This is a genomic window from Streptomyces sp. NPDC001204 (assembly GCF_053598035.1).
The window spans coordinates 1-1,032 of sequence record NZ_JBSFJL010000106.1 but is presented as its reverse complement, the minus strand read 5'-3'; the positions used below and the strand labels follow the sequence as shown (position 1 = coordinate 1,032).

At 71.3% G+C, this 1,032-nt stretch carries 2 protein-coding genes; both read right to left on the bottom strand.

Features of this window, described 5'->3' with window-relative positions:
• Window positions 1–13 precede the first annotated feature (13 nt).
• A complete protein-coding gene (locus ACWC91_RS41640; RefSeq protein ID WP_376505978.1) occupies window positions 14–544 on the bottom strand; it encodes an isoprenylcysteine carboxyl methyltransferase family protein in 531 nt (176 codons plus the stop codon).
• Between the two features lie 34 nt (window positions 545–578).
• Window positions 579–1,032: 3-oxoacyl-[acyl-carrier-protein] synthase III C-terminal domain-containing protein (locus ACWC91_RS41635; protein ID WP_450643684.1), on the bottom strand; the 454-nt coding region annotated here is incomplete at its 5' end.

The window sequence follows — 1,032 nt, the reverse complement described above, 5'->3', positions numbered from 1 at the left end:
ACCAGTACGTCGATCATGCCGACGCCGGCGTGGTCGCGGCGGCGAGCGCCCGGTTCTCGCAGCGGATGCGCACGGTGAGCAGGGCGGCGTTGAGTACCGTGAACGCGGCCGCGGTGACCCCGGCGGTGTGTACCAGAGGAAGCGCCACGCCCTCGGCGACGACGGCCACGTAGTTCGGATGCCGCAGCCACCGCCACCGGTAGGGGCCGCTCGTCACCAGCGGCAGGCCGGGTACGACGATCACCCGGGTGTTCCAACGGGGTCCCAGGGTGTGGATGCACCACCACCGCAGTGCCTGGGCGCCCGCCAGCACGGCCAGCATCGGCCAGGCCAGGGCGGGTACGAAGGGCCGGTCGGCCAGCCATGCCTCGGCCGGGCAGGCGATCAGGAGGCCGGTGTGAAGGGCGACCATCGCCGGGTAGTGGCCCTGCCCTGTCAGCGTCGCGCCGCGGGCGGTGCTCCACCGTTCGTTGCGGCGGGCGACGACGAGTTCGGCGACGCGCTCGGCGGCGACGGCGGCCACCAGCAGTCCGTACCAGATCATGTGTCCTGAGTCCTGTTTCCTTCTTCTGTCCGAACTACCAGCGCAGCAGGACGAGTTCGCAGGCGAAGCCGGGTCCCATCGCCAGCAGCACACCCGGGGTGCCCGGCGGCGGGCGGCGCTCGGCCAGGGTGTCGCGCAGCACGTGGAGCACCGACGACGAGGACAGGTTGCCTACGTCGGCCAGGTGACGCCAGGTCACATCGAGTGCGTCGTCGGGCAGGTCGAGGGCCTCGGTGACGGCCTGAAGGACCTTGGGCCCGCCCGGGTGGCAGACCCAGGCAGTCACGTCCTTCGGCTTCAGGCCGTGGTCACTGAGGAATCCCTCGACCCCATCGGGGAGGTAGCGGCGTACGAGGTCGGGGACCTTCGGGTCGAGGACGACCTGGAAGCCGGAGCTCCTGATGTCCCAGCCCATGACGCGCCCGGTGTCCGGATACAGGTGGCTGCGGGTGTCCACGATCGTCGGGCCGACGGTCGCGTCCGGGCGG

Excerpts from the sequence above, each read along its gene's own strand:
- ACWC91_RS41640 (WP_376505978.1), bottom strand. The coding sequence starts at position 544 with ATGATCTGGTACGGACTGCTGGTGGCCGCCGTCGCCGCCGAGCGCGTC.